The following is a 17,558-nucleotide window of genomic DNA, read 5'->3' as shown; positions in this document are numbered from 1 at the left end:
TGACTACCCTTGCACGCAAATTATGCTTCTGTTGGTGAGCAGTTCGATGACCGCAACATTTGATTGGAGCATTTCCAATTTAAACTGAATCGTTGGTAATGCTCTAATTATTTGTTTTTACGCGTATCCCGAAAACCGTTTCACACTTTTGGGATACGCTCTTGCATCGTAGTGACTGTAGCCTTTAAACATGGAAATTTAATCATAAGTAAAATTTATGGAATGATCTGAAAGAACGATTTTACAAATAGACCACTAAATCACAATCTATGTCCAACCATTTTAACAGGTTTAATCGAAAGACTGTGTGGAGGACATAAATGGTGGAATACAACAAAGTCATTGCGCCCCGATTTGATCCCCCAGTTCTGGGTGAGCCATATCTCCTGACGCCGGGACCGTTGACGACCGCCACCGAAGTCAAGCAGGCAATGCTGCGAGACTGGGGCTCATGGGACGGTGATTTTCGTGGCATGACGGCGGAAATGCGCCAGCGTCTGCTGGAAATTGCCGGAGACCGGAAGGGCGAGTTCGATTGCGTTCCGATCCAGGGAAGTGGTTCATTCGCGGTTGAAGCGATGTTGGGCACGTTCCTGTCACGAGACGGCAAGATCCTGGTTCTGATCAATGGCGCCTATGGTCAGCGGATCGCGCAGACGCTGGAATATCTGGGGCGACCTTACAGCATAATCGACAAAGGTGATTATCTGCCTCCGCGCGGCGATGAAGTGGCCGCTGCTCTCGATGCAGATCCTGCCATCACGCATGTGATCGTCGTGCATTGCGAAACGAGTTCAGGCATCCTCAATCCGGTCGACGAAATTTCCGAAGTGGTTTATGCGCGTGGTCGCAAATTGCTGGTGGATTCGATGAGTGCTTTCGGTGCGATCGATCTCAGCGTCGGCACCATCCGTTATGAAGCGATGGTTTCCTCTGCCAATAAATGCATTGAAGGGGTGCCGGGTTTCGGTTTCGTGATTGCCCGAACGAGCGAGCTGGAGGCTTCCAAGGGCAATTGCCACTCCCTGTCGCTCGATATTCATGCGCAATGGATCGCGATGAACAAGACCGGCCAATGGCGCTATACACCGCCAACCCATGTCGTTGCCGCCTTCATGGAAGCGCTGCGCATGCATGAGGTGGAAGGCGGCGCGAAGGGCCGACTTGCGCGCTACACCGAAAATCGTGATGTCATGGTTGCAGGAATGCGCGAGCTCGGTTTTGAAACCCTGCTGCGCGACCGTTGGCTGTCGCCGATTATTGTGACGTTCTTCACACCGGCCCACCCGAATTTCGAGTTCAACAGGTTCTATGAACTGATGAAAAACAAGGGGTTCATCATCTATCCCGGAAAACTGACGGTCGTCGAAAGTTTCCGCATCGGCTGCATCGGCCGGATGGATGCGGCTGTCATGCGCAAGGTTGTTGCCGCCGCACGGGAAACCCTTGATGCCATGGGTGTCGACACGGCTGTGCCGCCGGCAGCGGCTCTCGATGAAAGAGCGAAACTCGCCGCATAGATTTTGGAACACAAACGGGTTCGGACCCGGCCCGCAAAGGATATCCACGTGAACAAGATGACCAATCTGACTGTTACGGTGAACGACCGCGACTATAGCTGGCCCAAGGCCCCGGCGATCGCTATCTGTCTCGACGGTTGCGAACCAGCCTATCTGGATGAAGCAATAGCTGCCGGGCTCATGCCGACATTGAAGCGGATCAAGCAGACTGGCAGTGTACGCACCGCTCACAGCGTTATCCCAAGCTTTACCAACCCGAACAATCTATCCATCGCGACCGGACGCCCGCCGGCTGTGCACGGGATTTGCGGCAACTATCTCTATGATCGCGAGACCGGGACGGAAGTGATGATGAACGACGTGCGTTTCCTCCGCGCACCGACCATCTTCAAAGGCTTTTACGATGCCGGTGCCAAAGTTGCGGTCGTGACCGCGAAGGACAAGCTGCGCGCTCTTTTGGGGGCGGGATTGCAGTTCGACGATGAACGTGCCGTCTGCTTTTCGGCAGAACGCTCGGATACGACGACCAAGGCGGAAAATGGTATCGACAATGCTTCGAAATGGCTGGATATGCCCGTGCCGGAAGTCTATTCGGCCGAGTTGTCGGAGTTCGTCTTTGCTGCTGGCGTGAAGCTGCTGCAGACATTTCGCCCGGATGTGATGTACCTCACCACGACGGACTATGTGCAGCACAAATATGCGCCTGGCACTCCGCAAGCCAACGCATTCTACGAAATGTTCGACAAATATCTGACCGAACTCGACGCGCTTGGTGCTGCTATTGTGGTGACGGCCGATCACGGCATGAAGCCGAAGCACAAGGCCGATGGTTCGCCAGATGTGGTTTATGTTCAGGATATTCTTGACGAATGGCTTGGCAAGGATGCCGCCCGGGTTATCCTGCCGATCACCGATCCCTATGTCGTCCACCATGGTGCGCTCGGTTCTTTCGCTACCGCCTATCTGCCTGAAGGCACGGATATTGCCGATATCATGAAACGTCTTGCAGGGATTGAAGGCATAGATGTCGTGCTGGATAATCCGGCTGCTGCTGAGCGCTTCGAACTGCCCGCTGACCGTATTGGTGACATTGTTCTGGTTTCGACCGTCAACAAGGCCATCGGTACCAGCGAGCATCGACATGATCTGGCTGCGCTCAACGAACCCTTGCGTTCGCATGGCGGACTGACGGAACAGGAAGTGCCGTTCATCGTCAACCGGCAGATGCCGGACCTGCCGAATGCGCCGGTTCTGCGAAACTTCGATGCATTCTTTTACGCTGTCACTGCGGCTGCGCACGCGTGATACTCCAAAGGCAGATGAAGGAACACGCCATGGTCAAGCCTGAAACACAGATCAAGACACGACACGAGCCGATGCGCATCGCTGGCCGCAAGGTGGACGCCGATACGACATTCGATGTCCATTATCCCTATACGAATGCGGTGATCGGCACCGTTCCCGCAGGTCGGGCCGAGCATGCGCGCGAAGCCTTCAGGATTGCAGCGTCCTACCAATCGAAGCTCACCCGATATGAACGGCAGAAAATTCTGTTGCGCACTGCCGAATTGCTGGTTGAGCGCAAGGAAGAAATGGCCAGCCTGATTACCTCGGAGCTCGGCATTTCCAAGATGGATGCCTATTACGAAGTCGGGCGCGCTTACGACGTTTTCACCCTTTCGGGACAGATGTGCCTGCATGATGACGGTGAAATCTTCTCTTGCGATCTGACGCCGCACGGCAAGGCGCGCAAGATTTTCACCACTCGCGAACCGTTGCAGGCAATCTCTGCGATCACACCATTCAATCATCCGCTGAATATGGTGGCTCATAAGGTTGCGCCCGCAATTGCCACGAACAATTGCGTCGTGGTGAAACCGACCGAACTGACACCGATGACGGCTCTGCTGTTGTGCGACATCATATATGAGGCCGGCTTGCCGCCGCAAATGCTGTCGGTCGTCACCGGCCTGCCCAACGATATCGGGCTGGAAATGATTACGAACCCCGATATCGACCTCATCACCTTTACCGGCGGCGTTCCGGTGGGCAAGATGATTGCCCGTACCGGGGGCTACAAGCGGATGGTGTTGGAGCTTGGCGGCAACGACCCTCTCATCATTCTCAACGATCTGAGCGACGATGATCTGGCCAAGGCCGCCGATCTGGCAGTTGCCGGCGCGACCAAAAATTCCGGCCAGCGCTGCACGGCGGTGAAACGAATTCTATGTCAGGGCAGTGTCGCGGACCGTTTCGTGCCGATGGTTCTGGAACGGGCGAAGAAAATCCGCTTCGGCGATCCGATGGACCCGCAGACGGAGCTTGGCACAGTCGTGCACGAACAGGCTGCGGCTCGCTTCGAGCAGCTTGTTTATTCGGCTGCCGAACAGGGAGCAAAGGTACTCTATGACCCCGGCAGACAAGGCGCATTGTTGCCGCCGATCGTTGTGGATGAAGTTCCCCATGGTTCGGAATTGGTCATGCAGGAAACCTTCGGCCCCGTCATTCCGATCATCCGCGCACCGGAAGATGACGATGCGTTGATCGCTTTGTCGAATTCAACGGATTTTGGCCTGTCGTCCGGCGTTTGCACCAATGATTACCGCCGCATGCAGAAATACATCCGGGGTTTGAAAGTCGGCACCGTCAATATCTGGGAAGTTCCGGGATATCGGATCGAAATGTCTCCGTTCGGTGGCATCAAGGATTCCGGCAACGGTTACAAGGAAGGTGTAATCGAAGCCATGAAGAGCTTTACCAACGTCAAGACGTTCTCGCTGCCGTGGGAAACATAAGGGGAAGCATAGGGGAAGCGCAGGCGGGAAAACACGAAGGCTGAAGCATCGGGGGAAGAGACGCTGATGAAACTGGCGGTGCATACGGAAGGCGAATCCAATCGCTCGGAGGCCCGCCAGCGCTGGCAAGAGCAGACGAACAGTTCAGCCATGCAGCAGCTTTTGAACCGCGACGCAGATATTTTCCTGCATCAAAGCCTGTCCAGCCCATGTCTGACGGCAATTGTCAGGGCGCAAGGCATCTGGATCGAGGATGCCAACGGGCGGCGCTTCATGGATTTTCATGGCAATAGCGCTCATCACATCGGCTATGCGCATCCACGTCTGATTGAAGCCGTGAAGAAGCAGATGGACGAGCTTTGCTTTGCGCCGCGTCGCTTCACCTGTGAGACTGCCGTGCTGCTCGCCGAAAAGCTGGCCACTCTTGCCCCCGGCAATCTGGACAAGGTGCTGTTCACGACGGGAGGTTCGGATGCCATCGAAGTCGCCCTGAAGGTCGCGCGCGCCGCCACGGGACGTTTCAAGACATTGTCTTTCTGGGATGCTTTTCATGGTGCGGGCTTTGGCGCATCTTCGGTCGGCGGCGAGGCGACATTCCGGTCCGGTATTGCCGGGCCGCTGCTGCCGGGAACGGAGCATGTGCCGCCTTTTGCCTGCTATCGCTGTCACTACAAGCACAAGAGCCCGGATAGTTGCGGTATCGCCTGCGCCGATGTTGTGTCGTTTGTGCTGGAGCGAGAAGGCGATATTGCGGCTGTCGTCGCCGAACCGATGCGTGCAACGCCCTATCCGCCACCACCGGGTTTCTGGAAAAAGGTGCGCGAGGCTTGCGACCGGCACGGAACCTTGCTGATCTTCGACGAAATACCGACCGGGTTGGGCAAGACGGGCAAGTTCTTCGCGTCGGATCATGACGGCGTTACGCCTGACATGATTGTTCTTGGCAAGTCACTGGGCGGAGGGTTGCTTCCTATCGCCAGCACCATCGTTCGTCGCGATCTCGATGTCTGCGGCGACTATGCGATCGGTCATTATACGCACGAGAAAAATCCGGTCACGGCCCGCGCGGCGCTCATGACAATTGAGATCATTGAACAGGAGGGCCTGGTGGAGCGCGCGGCAGAGCTTGGCGCTTATGCGATCGGCCGTTTGCGCGCACTTCAAGCGCGGTGTCCTCGTGTCGGGGATGTGCGCGGGCGGGGATTGTTGTTTGGTGTGGAGCTGGTGATGGACCGCGACACACGGACACCCGACAATGCAATGGCGGAAGCCGTCTACTATCGCTGCCTCGACGGCGGCGTCAGCTTCAAGATCAGCCAGGGCAATGTGCTGACGCTTTCGCCGCCGCTGATCATTACCCGAGCTGAGTTGGATCAAGCCCTGGATATCATAGAAGGAGCAATTCTCACGGTCACCTAGAACGCGTTTCGATCTGATTGAATGAGATCGGCGCTCCAATTGTGTGTTTTGACGCGCATCTTATCCGAAACCGTTTCACGAACTTCAGGATACGCTCTCATCGTCTGCTATAAGTTCTGCCTTGGAATTCATAAGATAAATAGATTTTACTTATTCAACCTGACTCCACACTATACTGCTCAAAAAGATGAAAAAGTCTGAGATTCATCAGACAGGGAACATAAAACTAAGCCGCCAAAGGCTCAAAATGGGGAAATTTCACATGCTGAAACAAGGTGCTTTCATATTATCGCTCGTGACTGCCCTGAGCTTGCCCTACGGTGCGCAGGCTCAACAGTCGGAACTGACTGTCTATACTGCGTTCGAGGCTGTCGATCTGCAGCGTTTTGCCGACGCTTTCAACAAGGACCATCCGGATATCAAGATCAACTGGGTGCGCGATTCCACCGGTGTGATGACCGCCAAGTTGCTGGCGGAAAAAAACAATCCCAAGGCCGATATCATCTGGGGGATTGCCGCCACGTCATTGCTGGTTCTGAAAAGCGAAGGAATGCTGGAGCCTTATACGCCGAAGGAGGTCGACAAGCTTGATCCACGTTTCGTGGACAAGGATCGCCCGACGAGCTGGATCGGGCTCGACGCTTATGTCGCCGCCGTCTGCTTCAATACGGTTGAGGCGGAAAAGCTCGGACTGAAACCGCCGAAGAGCTGGGCGGACCTGACCAAGCCGGAATATAAAGGGCATGTGGTGATGCCGAACCCTGCTTCATCGGGAACCGGTTTCCTTGATGTATCGTCCTGGCTGCAACTGTTTGGCGAGGAGAAAGGGTGGAGTTTCATGGACGCCCTTCACGCCAATATTGCCAATTATACCCATTCCGGCTCGAAACCTTGCAAGATGGCAGGAGCCGGCGAAATACCGATTGGCATTTCGTTTGAATTCCCGGCATCGCAGGTCAAGAAGGCGGGCGCACCGATCGATATTATTTTCCCGGAAGAAGGGTCTGGCTGGGAGTCGGAAGCGGTAGCGATCATGGCCGGCACGCCCAATCTGGAGGCTGCCCAGACTCTCATGGACTGGACGCTGACCACCAATGCGATGGAAGCACTCAACCAGAGCTTCGCGGTGGTGGCCCTGCCAAGCGTTGCCAAGCCGGTGGAGCATATTCCGTCCGATCTCAAGTCGAAGATGATCGACAACAATCTGGAATGGGCTGCCAATAATCGGAAGGCAATTCTGGATGAGTGGACGAAACGCTACGATTCCAAGTCCGAATCCAAAGGCTGAAGCACTTTCTGCAGAAACGAAAGTCGATTTGCGTCGCGCAATACGTGAAGCCGGCTAAACGCTTCACCGCGGCGCAAACTGTGCACTGCCAGATCCGCATGGGAGAAACATATGCTCATCCAGAGGAATTTAAGTGTGAACAACGATACCGCTTCGGAGTCAGTGCCGTTTAACGACACGTTATATTCAGTCGCTCCCGCACATCCAGTTCGCAAGGATTACCTTCAGATTGAAGGCCTATGGAAAAATTTTGGGGACTTTCATGCTCTGAAAGACATCAATCTTGAAATAGGCGAAGGTGAGTTCATCTGCTTTCTCGGCCCTTCAGGATGCGGCAAGACCACGCTTCTGCGGGCGATTGCCGGATTGGATCTGCAAACGCGTGGCAGCATTCGGCAGGCGGGGCGGGATATTTCCGTCCTGCCTCCCTCACAACGGGATTACGGCATCGTTTTCCAGTCCTATGCCTTGTTCCCCAATCTGACGATCGAGAAAAATATCGCCTTCGGGCTCGAAAACTGGAAGCGTCCGCGCGCCGAGATCAAGGCGCGTGTTGAAGAATTGCTTGAGCTGATCGGCCTGGCTGATCAGGCGCGCAAATACCCGGCACAGCTTTCGGGTGGCCAGCAACAGCGTGTCGCTCTGGCGCGCGCCATTGCAATCTCGCCGGGGCTTCTTCTGCTGGACGAGCCGCTTTCGGCGCTCGATGCCAAGGTTCGGGTCCATCTGCGGCACGAAATAAAGGAACTTCAACGCAAGCTCGGCGTCACCACGATCATGGTCACCCATGATCAGGAAGAAGCACTCGCCACGGCTGACCGCATTGTCGTGATGAATGGCGGCGCAATCGAACAGATCGGAACGCCACTCGAGGTTTATCGCCAGCCAAATACGCTGTTTGTGGCCGACTTCATCGGCGAAACCAACAAGTATCCTGTTGTGGTCGGCAATGAAGGCGCGGTCGGACTGGGGCGGTTTTCTCTCCATTGTCATGATCACGATCTGCCTGCCGGTTCCGAAGCGGTCGCTGTCATTCGTCCCAACGACATCGTCCCCCATGGTCGTTTGATCGACGATCGGTCTTTTGCCGAAAATGGTGAGAACCTCATCGAGGTGCAGATCGAATCCATGGAATTCCTGGGGTCGTTCTGGCGCACGCATATGCGCAGTCCCGATCTTCAGAACCAGCCTTTGATCGCAGATTTTTCCGTCAATGCCGAGCGGCGTCTCCGGCTTGCCGAAGGCATGTCTATCCTGGTTCAGTTGCCCAAGAGCCGCATGCTGGTCTTTGGCAAGAGGGCACAATAAATGAGCACAGTCAGCGATCATCTGGCCATGCCAGCCGCTCCACGGAAGGCTCTGTTCCGTAAAGTCAGCGCGGACGACTGGATCAAGCGCGGCATGATGCTGGTGATCGGTCTCTATCTTCTCATGACACTGGCCGCGCCGCTTTATGTCATGCTGACCAAGTCTTTCAACAGTTACCAGTTTCAGCTCGGCAATTTTGAAGTTCAGGTCGGCGATGGAAAGGGAAACTGGCAAGACCCGCAAACGCTTGCTGTACTGAATGAAGCGCTTGGCGTCCTCAAGCCCGATGATCTCGCTACATCCAATAGCGGTCGGCTGTCGCCAACGGATCTGTTTCCGAACTTCAGCTTCCGGGGGCCGGAACATTACCGGATTCGCGGTCTGACACCGGATGCGCGCTTCCTGATCGGCTCGACGCCGCATCAAGGTGAAGCCTGGCAGGAGATGGATTCCAATACGTTCCGGCGCGTCATGCTCATGCCGTCGCAGATAAGAGGTCTTGAAAACTACCGGACCTATTTTTCATCGCCAACGCTGTTTCTATCGATCAAGAACTCGTTTTTGATCGCGGTCGCCAGCATGATCCTGACTGTGACGCTCGCCTTCGGTTTCGCCTATGCGCTCAACCGTTCGCAGATGCGGTTCAAGGGGCTTTTCAAGCTGATCGCTGTCATGCCAATTCTTGTTCCGTCATTGCTGCCGGGGATTGGGCTTATCTACCTGTTCGGCAACCAGGGCATATTGAGGGAACTGCTTTTCGGCGTGCCTATCTATGGGCCGTTGGGGATTGTGCTCGGGTCTGTATTCTTTACCTTTCCACACGCATTGATGATCATATCGACGGCGCTCGCCGTCTCTGATGCCCGCCACTACGAAGCGGCGGAAGCTCTGCGCACGTCAAAATGGCGCACATTCTGGACCGTAACCGTTCCGGGAGCCCGCTACGGTCTGATCTCGGCTGCTTTTGTTGTGTTCAATCTGGTGATTACCGACTTCGGCCTGCCGAAGGTCATTGGAGGTCAGTTCAACGTGCTGGCCGTCGACATATACAAACAGGTCATTGGCCAGCAGAATTTCGAGATTGGTGCGGTCGTATCGGTCATGCTGCTGTTTCCAGCCATAGTCGCCTTTTTTGTCGACCGCGCCATCCAGCGCAAACAGGTCGCCCTTCTGTCCGCCCGTGCCGTACCGCTGGTGCCGAAGAAGAAGCCGGTTGCCGACAATCTGAGCCTTCTCTATTGCACCCTGATCGCCATTTTCATCGTCGGTTTGATGGCTGTGTGCCAATTGGCAGCCGTCGTCAATTTCTGGCCCTACGACATGACGTTGAGCCTGCGCAACTTCGACTTCAGTCGTATGGACGGAGGTGGATGGGCTGCCTATGCCAACTCGATCCAGCTCGCCTTCCTGACGGCGATCGTCGGCACAATCGTTGTATTCATCGGTGCATATGCCGTGGAAAAGACGGATGGCTTTTTCAAAGGAAGGATGCTGTTCCAGTTTCTGGCCATGCTGCCGATGGCTGTTCCAGGTATGGTGCTGGGCCTGTCCTATATCTTCTTTTTCAATAATCCGGCCAATCCGCTTCATGGCATTTATGGAACCATGGCCATACTCGTCATTTGCACGGTCACGCATTTTTACAGTGTCGCGCATCTGACGGCCCTGACTGCACTGAAGCAGATGGATTCGGAATTCGAAGCCGTATCGGCTTCGCTCAAACAGCCATTCTATAAATTGTTTGTCCGTGTGACGGTACCGGTCTGCCTGCCCGCAATTCTCGATATATCGCTGTATCTGTTCGTCAATGCCATGACCACCGTGTCGGCCGTCGTGTTTCTTTATTCCGCACATACTGCGCTGGCATCGATTGCGGTTCTCAACATGGACGATGCGGGTGATGTAGCCCCGGCGGCAGCGATGGGCATGATGATATTCTATACCAACGTGATCGCCCGTCTGGCCTATTTTGCAGTGTCACGGTTTCTGTTGAAACGCACGCAGTCGTGGCGGTTCAGGGAGGCCTGACAGTCGCGCTGGCGCTAGCTGTAGCGCGCATTGAAAAGTTCAATTGCCACTCGGGCTTAACCAAAAACCCATGAGTCATACTCACAGGTTTTTGGTATAAGGACGAATTCACGATCCTTTTTGCGCCAGCACAAGAACCGCAGCCGACAAAACCCCTATAACTCGGCAAATTCCGGTTTTATTGCATGCAGGGGGGATTATGACTTCATCGACTGAACGGCCAAAGCAGGATTGGGACCCCAGGTCGGAGGCCGTCCTTTCCGATCAGATAACCGCTTATGACAGCATGCGCCGTCAATGCCCGGTTGCCCATAGCGATTATCTCGGCTGGTCATTGTTTTCGCATGACGATGTGGTCCGCGTTCTGGACGATCACGAGAGTTTCAGCAGCGTCGTTTCAACTCATCTCTCGGTGCCAAGCGGCATGGATCCGCCGCAGCACACTGCCTTCAGGCAATTGATCGAACGTTATTTCGAGCCGGAGCGGGTCAGTGCTTTCGAGCCGGTCTGTCGGGAGATCTCGAAGAAACTGGTTTCCGAATTGCCCCGCGATGCCGAAATCGATCTGGTGACGCAATTTGCACAGCCTTATGCCGTTCGCATCCAGTGCGCATTTTTGGGCTGGCCGGACAGTCTGCAGGGACCCTTACTTGACTGGGTTGGCAAAAACCACGTGGCAACGCTTGCTCGTGACACGAAAGCGATGGCGGTGATCGCGCTTGAATTCGACGCATATATTCGTGAGCTTCTGGACGAACGGCGCAAGCGTGGCGCGGATGCGCCGGACGATGTGACCACAAGCCTTCTGCGGGACAGGATCGATGGACGCCAGCTCTCGCATGAGGAAATCGTGAGTATCCTGCGTAACTGGACGGTGGGTGAGCTTGGGACCATCACCGCCTGCGTTGGGATACTGTGTCATCACCTGGCCAAAAACCGGCAGACGCAAGCCTTGATGCGGGGTGGCCCGGACCTTATGCCGGCAGCTATCGACGAGATATTGCGGTTACACGCGCCTTTGATCTCGAACCGCCGCGTCACAACCCGCTCAGTCATGATCAGCGGACGGGAAATTCCCGCCGGAGAAAAAATCACGCTGATGTGGGCTTCCGCAAACCGCGATGAAGCCGTGTTCGATAAGCCTGATGAATTGCGCCTCAACCGCGATCATGCGCTCAATCTTCTCTACGGGCGTGGCATTCATGTCTGTCCGGGGGCAGAACTCTCACGGATGGAACTGCGCATTCTGATGGAAGAATTCCTGGGAGGAACCCGCAAGCTCGACCTTGTTTCCGGGGCCGAGCCAGTGCTCACGGTCTATCCGGCAAGCGGCTTTTCGAGATTGCCCGCGCATATATCCTAACCTTGCCATCCGGCAAGCGCTGCCATAGAGCATAATCCGACCGCGGTGAAACGAGGACGATTAAGATTATGCTTGAAATAGAAGAAGTTAGAGCGCCGATCTGATCCAATCAGATCGGCGCTCTAACGGCTCTCGCTTGCCGGATAGCTGCCGGATCAGGATTACTTCACTTCACTGACGCCCACGGCTTCAATAACCACGCTTGCGATCGATCTGGCCTATAAGCGGCGCGCCTTCTGACAGTCGCCGCAGATTGTCGACGAGTACATCGGCAGCACCATGGCTGTCGGTCACGCACGCGATGTGTGGGGTAAGGATCACCTTGGGATGCGACCAGAGGGGATGCTTCGATGGAAGCGGTTCGGGTGCCGTTACGTCGATGAAGGCCGATGACAACTGTCCGGTGTCGAGGGCAGCCAGAAGGGCATCATAGTCCGTATGTGCCCCGCGACCGACCAGAACAACGCTCGCGCCCACCGGCAGACGCGCAATAAACGCGGCATTGATCATGCCTTCCGTTTCAGCAGTCAGCGGTAGGAGGCAGACCAGAATGTCTGTTTGTGCGACGAATGCGTGAAGACCGTCTTCACCAGAAAAACATTGCACGTCTGCAATGCTCTTTTCACTTCGGCTCCAGCCGGACAGGGGAAACCCGAACGGCTTGAGCGCAGTCAAAGCGGCCTGTCCAAGATAGCCGAGCCCCATCACGCCGACCCGGCGGCGCGGCGCACTTGGCTGAGGCAAAGCCTGCCAGATCTCATTGCGGCTTTGTTCCAGATAGGCGGGCAACTGGCGGAAAAGCGACAGAACGGCAAGCGTAACATATTCCTGCATCATCCGTGCGATGCCCGGCTCGGTCATGCGGACAATGCGGACGTTTGAGGGGATATCTGCTTCAAAAAATTGCTCTACACCCGCCCCGCTTGAAAAGATGATCTCAAGCGCAGGAAAACGCTCTGCCAGCCGTGCCGGCGTTTGCCAGCAAAGAAGATAGCGAACCCTTGCAGCGGCAGCTTCGTCCAGATCACCGGAGAGAAATTCCAGCTCCGGCAATTCATGTGCAAATACAGCGCGTATCTGCTCGGTGCGCGCTTCGTCCAGATAACAATAGAAAGCCATGACACCCCCTGTAAGACACGCCGCGCGTGTCCTACAAAAATATGGATCAGTGATTGAGAACGCGTCGCAGGAAATCCTGGGTACGCGGATGCTGCGGTGCACCGAGCACTTCCTTTGCTTTACCCTGCTCAACGATCACGCCGCCATCGAGGAAAAGCACACGGTCCGCTACATCGCGGGCAAAGCCCATTTCATGCGTCACGACCAGCATGGTGAGCCCTTCGTCAGCGAGACTGCGCATGACATCGAGCACATCGCCCACCAGCTCTGGATCGAGCGCGGATGTCGGCTCATCGAACAGGATTGCCTGCGGTCGCATCGCAAGGGCGCGAGCAATTGCAACGCGCTGCATCTGGCCGCCGGAAAGCTGGCCCGGATAATGGTTGGCCCGATCTCCCAAACCGACGCGCTGAAGCAGATGTTCGCCATATTTGCGCGCTTCAGCAGGCTTTTCGCCTTTGACATACACTGGCCCTTCGATGACATTCTCAAGCGCAGTCCGGTGTGGAAACAGGTTGAACCGCTGGAAAACCATCGCCATCCGCGTGCGAATATCGCGGATTGAGCGATCCTGCGCGTCGACCCGCTGGCCATCGATCAGAATATCGCCACCCTGATAGGTTTCCAGCCCGTTCAGGCAGCGCAGCATCGTGGATTTTCCCGAACCTGAAGGCCCGATCAGGCAGACGACTTCACCCTTTTGCACCTCGGCACTGATGCCCTTGAGTACTTGAAGCGGACCATAGGATTTGGTGACGTTTTGTAATTCAATCATCGCCATGATCAATGTCCGTTTCTTTTACCAAAGTGCTTTTCGAGGCGCCCGACAGCCATCATCAGGGGAAGGCTCAGGCAGAGATAGAACATGGCAACCAGCGTATAGACGCTCATGTTCTTGAAGGTCGAGGAGGCGAGCAACTGGCCTTGCAGGGTCAGTTCAGCGACGGTGATGGCCGATGCCTGCGAGCTGTCCTTCAAAAGCATGACCATGATGTTGCCGTATGGCGGCAGGATCACACGAACGGCTTGCGGCAGGATCACGCGACGCATTGTCATGAACCAGCCCATGCCGATGGATTGCGCGGCTTCCGTCTGCCCATGGTCGATGGCTTCGATACCAGCGCGGAAATTTTCCGCCTGATAAGCCGAGTAGGCAATGCCGAGGCCGATGATACCAGCCTGAAGGGCGGAAAGTGAAATGCCGAATTCCGGTAGAACGAAATAGATATAGAACAGCTGCACCAGAATGGGGATGCCGCGGATCACATTGACGACAGTTGCGGCGATGGCCGACAGCCAGCGGATTCCCGACACCCGCATCAGCGCCCAGACAAGCCCCAGAAGGGTCGACAGGACAAGAGAACCCAGGGTCACGAGAAGCGTGTACTTCACGCCTTCCAGCAGAACCGGGAAGAACTCGCTAATGTCCGTGAGAAAATTTTGCATTGGCTATAACTCTGTTTTTTGGCGGCGATCGAACGGGGAATTAGGCCCTGCGGCCGGCTGGCCCCGTTGCGCGCGCACCCGAAAAGCATGAAAGGCTTCTGCATGGATGCGCGCGTGGAGCACACCAGAAATCTCGAGCACGAGGAGCAATCCCCGCGCTCGCATCGGAATTATTTCAGTCCGTATTTTGCGAGAATTTTCTGGAGCGTGCCGTCCGACTTGATGCGGGCGATAGCCGCATTGATCTTGGGCATGCGTTCATCGCCCTTGCGCAGGGCAATACCGAATTCGCCGCCAGCCGAAGCTTCGTAGCTCTCGACCATCTTCACCTTCGGGAACTGGCCCTGTTTAAGATAATAGGCAGCCATCGGGCCATCCCCGAAACCGGCGTCGATGCGTCCGGCATTCACATCAGCGATGATGTCGGGAATGCCCTTATAGACCTTTACATCGCTGAACAGACCGCTTTTCTTGAAGAGATCGACAAAGGTGGTTCCCACCTGCACGCCGACGGTCTTGCCTTTGAGATCCGCGTAGGTCTTGTAGGCGGTATCGTCGGAAACCGGTACGAAGACACCTTCGCCATAGCCATAGACCGGATTGGAAAAGTCCACGACTTTTGCACGTTCCTCGGTGATGAACATGGCCGACGCGATCATATCGATCTTGCTTGAGGTGAGCGACGGCACGAGCGCCGAAAATTGCACAGCCTCGAATTCCGCCTTGATGCCGATATCGGGTTCAATCGCCTTGACCACATCGATCAATACGCCGTCCATCGCCTTGGTTTGTGTATTCATAAAAGTGAACGGCAGACCGGTGGGCGACGAGCCCACCTTGACAACCTCTTGAGCCGAAGCGGGCATCGCGCCTGCTATTATGGCCGCTATGGCCGCCAGGCCGAAAATTTTCTTGAGACGCATGACATTCTCCTTCCTAAATGCAGCGATAAGCTTGTTGTTCGTAACGCTGGCTATGAAACCGCGTTCGTTAAAGTGAAATTTGTAGTAGCCGGTGTTCATGTCGGTGTTTCTCATTTTCGACCACCGTGGGAGCCCGAGCCGTTTCTCGATGCACGTTCAGCGGATGCCAATGCTTCCACCTTGCGGTCCTTGCGTTCGAGGTCGGCAAAAACCAGCGGCATGAACCATGCGTTTCCGCGCCATGTCGGGACAAAACGCGGGGGGCGGAAATCAAAACTGCTTTCGCTGTTGGGGACGCCCAATATCTTCTGCGCGACCTTGAGGCCGAGCCAGGGCGCCCAGACGACGCCTGACCCACAAAACCCGGTTGCGTAATGAACCGCCCCGCGCCGAAAGATGCGGGGAACCATATCCCGGTTCATTGCCACATAGCCGAACCAGCTATGAGAGATGCCTACGCCTTCGAGCTGAGGGAAAATTCTGCACATTTCCGTATAGTTGCGGTGCGTGGCACTATGCGGGTCGCCGCGGTTCGTTACGTCGCGACCGCCGAACAAAATGCGTCGCCCATCCGGCGAGGGACGGAAATAGTAAGTCATCGCACGGGTGTCGGTGAGCATTTTCAGGCCCGGCACCAGTTCCCGCACACGCTCCTCACCCAGATCCTCGGTTGCGATGATTCGTGAACGCAAGGGCACCAGTCGCTGACGCAACCAGCGGTCCGAATGGTCGGTATAACCGTTCGTGCAGACAAGAACCTCGCGTGCCTGAGTGCGTCCGCGTTCGGTAATTACCGTTTTGTTATCAATAGTTTCCACGCGGCATTCGCTGTGGATCGACACACCTTCGGCAAGTGCCAGCCGCACCAGTTCCGCATGGAACTTCGCCGGATGCAGGCCGCCTATATCCATACGCACGCTGCCGCCCGCATAGAGGTCCGTCGCGATATGCTGGCGCACTTCGTTCAAGGGCACAGCATATGATTCGATACCGGTCGCACGCTGGATGGCTTCGGAGCTTCGGGCCATGACGTCATATTCGGCGCGTGTCATCGCACCGCTGAAACGTCCCACAAGCTGGAAATCCGCGTCGATCCCTTCATCGGCCAGAAAATCGATCATGAAGCGGCGCGCTTCATGGCCTTCGGCAGCAATCTTGACGGCGCGTTCCAAGCCGAACTTGCGGATCAGCGTCTTGTCGTCGGGACGAATATTACCGCTGGTAAAGCCGCCGTTGCGGCTGGAGGCGCCATAGCCCAGTTGTTCCCGCTCGAAGACCTGAACCTTTCGCCCGGCACGCGCAAGATGAAGGGCGGCGCAAAGTCCCGCATAGCCCGCGCCAACGATAGCAACATCGCAATTCGGCTCGACCGAGCTCTTCTCGGCGCTGAGCGGCGGGGCCGCTTCCCACCAGTAAGGTGTATCCTTGTGAGCCATGTCCGATATGTCCCCCTCCATGTTTTGGATGGATTTTGTTTTTAGTTTATTGAACGTTGATCAAATATGAAGCAGAATAGTGAAAACTAATCAACCCCGATTCAATCAAGTTCGTAGCGAGAGCCACTAAAGGATGCCAAAAGTGAACAAGGCAGAAATATCCCCGATCGCCCCGGCCAGCGAACCTGCACCCAACGACTCGGGGGATGTCGGTGCGCGCATCCGCATGCGAAGGCAGGCGCTGGGTCTTACTCTCGGTTATCTGTCGGAAGTTTCCGGCCTGTCGACAGGGGCGCTCTCGCAAATCGAGCGCGGCCTCGTGTCGCCGACGGTGCGCACTCTCTACACGATTGCCGAAGTGCTTTCGATGAGCCCGGCGCAGCTCATCGATCCGCAGGGCTTTGCGGCGGCTGCCCGCGCCAATCCCTATGTGCTGCGTGGGGGCGAGCAGCCGGAAGTGCTGAACGCTGGTGGTGTCATCAAGCACCGCGCTTCGCCCGAACTTATCGAGACCATGAAATCCTTTGCGGTGCGGATCATCCCGGGCGGCAGCTCCGGTGAGGAATGCTACACGCATTCAGGCGAGGAGCTGGGCTATGTGATTTCGGGCAGCTTCACACTGCAGATTGAAGACGCCCAGTACCTGCTTTCGGCAGGGGACGGGTTTGCACTGCCTTCAACGACCCGCCACAGGTTCTTCAATAACGGTGAAGCCGAAGCTTTTGTGCTCTGGGTGAACAAACCCGAGTGAACCGCCTGGCGAGCCGATTAGAGCATAATCCGACCGGAGTGAAACGAGGACGATCAAGATTATGTTTGAAATAGAAGATGTTAGAGCGCCGATCTGATCCAATCAGATCGAAACGCGCTCTAGAGCGCATTCCGAAAAATATGAAACAGTTTTCGGAACAAG

14 protein-coding genes are annotated in these 17,558 nt (G+C 55.7%); 9 read left to right on the top strand and 5 right to left on the bottom strand.

What is annotated here, in order from left to right:
* The first annotated feature begins 320 nt into the window (after positions 1-320).
* From CQZ93_RS24165 to CQZ93_RS24130, 8 genes are all read left to right on the top strand, one after another.
* Positions 321-1,520, top strand: a complete 1,200-nt coding sequence (locus CQZ93_RS24165) for a 2-aminoethylphosphonate--pyruvate transaminase (RefSeq protein WP_105545035.1) — start codon at positions 321-323, stop codon at positions 1,518-1,520.
* 57 nt (positions 1,521-1,577) lie between these two features.
* On the top strand, positions 1,578-2,825 hold the full coding sequence (gene phnA, locus CQZ93_RS24160) for a phosphonoacetate hydrolase (RefSeq protein ID WP_422616116.1): 1,248 nt from the start codon (positions 1,578-1,580) through the stop codon (positions 2,823-2,825).
* Between the two features lie 29 nt (positions 2,826-2,854).
* Entirely contained in the window at positions 2,855-4,315 is a 1,461-nt protein-coding gene (gene phnY / locus CQZ93_RS24155; protein WP_105545033.1) for a phosphonoacetaldehyde dehydrogenase, read from the top strand.
* Between the two features lie 66 nt (positions 4,316-4,381).
* Entirely contained in the window at positions 4,382-5,734 is a 1,353-nt protein-coding gene (pbfA, locus tag CQZ93_RS24150; RefSeq protein WP_105545032.1) for a (R)-1-hydroxy-2-aminoethylphosphonate ammonia-lyase, read from the top strand.
* A 262-nt stretch (positions 5,735-5,996) separates the two neighbouring features.
* Positions 5,997-7,022 (top strand): putative 2-aminoethylphosphonate ABC transporter substrate-binding protein, encoded by a 1,026-nt coding sequence (locus CQZ93_RS24145; RefSeq protein WP_105545031.1) that lies wholly within the window; start codon positions 5,997-5,999, stop codon positions 7,020-7,022.
* A gap of 135 nt (positions 7,023-7,157) precedes the next feature.
* Entirely contained in the window at positions 7,158-8,330 is a 1,173-nt protein-coding gene (locus tag CQZ93_RS24140; protein WP_422616108.1) for a putative 2-aminoethylphosphonate ABC transporter ATP-binding protein, read from the top strand.
* The gene (locus CQZ93_RS24135; protein WP_286154248.1) at positions 8,331-10,358 is read left to right on the top strand and encodes a putative 2-aminoethylphosphonate ABC transporter permease subunit; all 2,028 of its coding nucleotides are present in this window, start codon (positions 8,331-8,333) and stop codon (positions 10,356-10,358) included.
* Positions 10,359-10,557: 199 nt separating this feature from the next.
* Positions 10,558-11,721: a cytochrome P450 gene (locus CQZ93_RS24130; protein WP_105545029.1), complete on the top strand. Its 1,164-nt coding sequence runs from the start codon at positions 10,558-10,560 to the stop codon at positions 11,719-11,721.
* 189 nt (positions 11,722-11,910) lie between these two features.
* Here CQZ93_RS24130 and CQZ93_RS24125 read toward each other — a convergent pair whose 3' ends face one another.
* The 5 genes from CQZ93_RS24125 to CQZ93_RS24105 form a co-directional block, all read right to left on the bottom strand.
* Positions 11,911-12,840 carry a 2-hydroxyacid dehydrogenase gene (locus tag CQZ93_RS24125; protein ID WP_105545028.1) on the bottom strand — a complete coding sequence of 310 codons (930 nt, stop codon included), beginning with the start codon at positions 12,838-12,840 and terminating at the stop codon, positions 11,911-11,913.
* 46 nt (positions 12,841-12,886) lie between these two features.
* A complete protein-coding gene (locus CQZ93_RS24120; RefSeq protein ID WP_105545293.1) occupies positions 12,887-13,615 on the bottom strand; it encodes an amino acid ABC transporter ATP-binding protein in 729 nt (242 codons plus the stop codon).
* A gap of 8 nt (positions 13,616-13,623) precedes the next feature.
* A complete protein-coding gene (locus tag CQZ93_RS24115) occupies positions 13,624-14,286 on the bottom strand; it encodes an amino acid ABC transporter permease (protein ID WP_105545027.1) in 663 nt (220 codons plus the stop codon).
* Positions 14,287-14,456: 170 nt separating this feature from the next.
* Positions 14,457-15,209: an ABC transporter substrate-binding protein gene (locus tag CQZ93_RS24110; protein ID WP_105545292.1), complete on the bottom strand. Its 753-nt coding sequence runs from the start codon at positions 15,207-15,209 to the stop codon at positions 14,457-14,459.
* Positions 15,210-15,319: 110 nt separating this feature from the next.
* Entirely contained in the window at positions 15,320-16,645 is a 1,326-nt protein-coding gene (locus CQZ93_RS24105; RefSeq protein WP_105545026.1) for an NAD(P)/FAD-dependent oxidoreductase, read from the bottom strand.
* 133 nt (positions 16,646-16,778) lie between these two features.
* On the opposite strand from CQZ93_RS24105, the gene CQZ93_RS24100 reads away from it, so the two are divergent.
* Entirely contained in the window at positions 16,779-17,396 is a 618-nt protein-coding gene (locus CQZ93_RS24100; RefSeq protein WP_105545025.1) for a cupin domain-containing protein, read from the top strand.
* Positions 17,397-17,558: the final 162 nt, after the last annotated feature.

It is taken from the genome of Ochrobactrum vermis, from assembly GCF_002975205.1.
Taxonomy (GTDB): Bacteria; Pseudomonadota; Alphaproteobacteria; order Rhizobiales; family Rhizobiaceae; genus Brucella; species Brucella vermis.
The sequence above is the reverse complement of the archived record's forward strand: the minus strand, read 5'-3'. Positions and strand labels throughout refer to the sequence as shown.

What these genes read in the sequence shown, in the direction of transcription:
- CQZ93_RS24105 (WP_105545026.1), bottom strand. Translation starts at nt 16,645, where the DNA reads ATGGCTCACAAGGATACACCTTACTGGTGGGAAGCGGCCCCGCCGCTC.
- pbfA (WP_105545032.1), top strand. Translation starts at nt 4,382, where the DNA reads ATGAAACTGGCGGTGCATACGGAAGGCGAATCCAATCGCTCGGAGGCC.
- CQZ93_RS24165 (WP_105545035.1), top strand. Translation starts at nt 321, where the DNA reads ATGGTGGAATACAACAAAGTCATTGCGCCCCGATTTGATCCCCCAGTT.
- CQZ93_RS24115 (WP_105545027.1), bottom strand. Translation starts at nt 14,286, where the DNA reads ATGCAAAATTTTCTCACGGACATTAGCGAGTTCTTCCCGGTTCTGCTG.
- phnA (WP_422616116.1), top strand. Translation starts at nt 1,578, where the DNA reads ATGACCAATCTGACTGTTACGGTGAACGACCGCGACTATAGCTGGCCC.
- CQZ93_RS24100 (WP_105545025.1), top strand. Translation starts at nt 16,779, where the DNA reads ATGCCAAAAGTGAACAAGGCAGAAATATCCCCGATCGCCCCGGCCAGC.
- CQZ93_RS24125 (WP_105545028.1), bottom strand. Translation starts at nt 12,840, where the DNA reads ATGGCTTTCTATTGTTATCTGGACGAAGCGCGCACCGAGCAGATACGC.
- CQZ93_RS24135 (WP_286154248.1), top strand. Translation starts at nt 8,331, where the DNA reads ATGAGCACAGTCAGCGATCATCTGGCCATGCCAGCCGCTCCACGGAAG.
- CQZ93_RS24120 (WP_105545293.1), bottom strand. Translation starts at nt 13,615, where the DNA reads ATGATTGAATTACAAAACGTCACCAAATCCTATGGTCCGCTTCAAGTA.
- CQZ93_RS24110 (WP_105545292.1), bottom strand. Translation starts at nt 15,209, where the DNA reads ATGCGTCTCAAGAAAATTTTCGGCCTGGCGGCCATAGCGGCCATAATA.
- CQZ93_RS24130 (WP_105545029.1), top strand. Translation starts at nt 10,558, where the DNA reads ATGACTTCATCGACTGAACGGCCAAAGCAGGATTGGGACCCCAGGTCG.
- CQZ93_RS24145 (WP_105545031.1), top strand. Translation starts at nt 5,997, where the DNA reads ATGCTGAAACAAGGTGCTTTCATATTATCGCTCGTGACTGCCCTGAGC.
- phnY (WP_105545033.1), top strand. Translation starts at nt 2,855, where the DNA reads ATGGTCAAGCCTGAAACACAGATCAAGACACGACACGAGCCGATGCGC.